We start from the raw sequence: 1,186 nt of genomic DNA, 5'->3' as shown, positions 1-1,186 counted from the left end.
TTGGTACTGCAGTTTCGATCCAAAGCAAGTCAGCACCAGCATTAAGCGCACCGATACAATCGAATACACAACGCTCATGACCAGTACCTGAACGGAACTGGTATAGGCCAGAAGGAAGACGTTTAGGACGAACAAGCTTGCCGTCACGGCTGATTAGCACATCACCAGGAGCTGTTTCTTCTGGAGTAACTTCTTCAACATCTAGGTAAGAGTTGTAGATATCACCAGAATCGCCCGGCTCGTTAACTACTGCGATTTCTTTAGTAAGACCAGCACCTTCAGAGTCAGTACGTGCAACGATGATACCGTTGTCAATACCTAGCTCAAGGAAAGCGTGACGCAATGCACGGATCTTAGCGTGGAAGTCAGCGTGAGGAACAGTTACTTTACCATCCTGGTGACCACATTGCTTTTCATCAGCAACTTGGTTTTCGATCTGTAGTGCACAAGCACCCGCTTCGATCATCTGCTTAGCCATTAGGTAAGTCGCTTCAGCGTTACCAAAACCAGCATCGATATCAGCAATAATTGGCACAACGTGAGTTACGTGGTTGTCAATTTGATCTTGGATTTCAGCAGCTTTTGCTGAATCGCCAGCTTCGTTAGCAGCGTCTAGAGCACGGAAAAGACCGCCTAGTTCACGCGCATCAGCTTGACGTAGGAATGTGTATAGCTCTTCAACCAACGATGCAACAGCAGTTTTTTCGTGCATTGATTGGTCAGGAAGTGGACCGAAGTCTGAACGTAGTGCAGCAACCATCCAACCAGAAAGGTACAAGTAACGACGGTCAGTCTTGCCACCGAAGTGCTTCTTGATAGAGATCATCTTCTGTTGGCCGACAAAACCGTGCCAGCAACCTAGAGACTGCGTGTACTTAGTTTTATCTTTATCAAATTCAGCCATGTCAGCGTTCATGATATCAGCAGTGTATTGCGCGATATCAAGACCAGTCTTGAATTTGTTTTGAGCGCGCATGCGTGCAATTGACTCAGGGTTGATTGCAGCCCAGCTATCACCTTTTGCTTCTACAACAGATGCTACTGCTTTGATCTCGTCTTGGTATTGTGACATTTTACGTATCCCTTATGTTTAGGAATGAAACCCCCTTCCTTTATATGCGACAACTCAACTGCAAATAACTTAGAAAGAAGCGTGATTTGAATTTCGAGCAGAATTCTAATTAAA

1 protein-coding gene is annotated in these 1,186 nt (G+C 45.4%); it reads right to left on the bottom strand.

What is annotated here, in order from left to right; translation table 11 throughout:
* The coding region (locus A3735_RS27390) for an isocitrate lyase (RefSeq protein ID WP_068639047.1) at nt 1–1,072 on the bottom strand (1,072 nt) is incomplete at its 3' end.
* Between the last annotated feature and the right edge of the window lie 114 nt (nt 1,073–1,186).

It is taken from the genome of Oleiphilus sp. HI0061, from assembly GCF_001635675.1.
The sequence above is the reverse complement of the archived record's forward strand: the minus strand, read 5'-3'. Positions and strand labels throughout refer to the sequence as shown.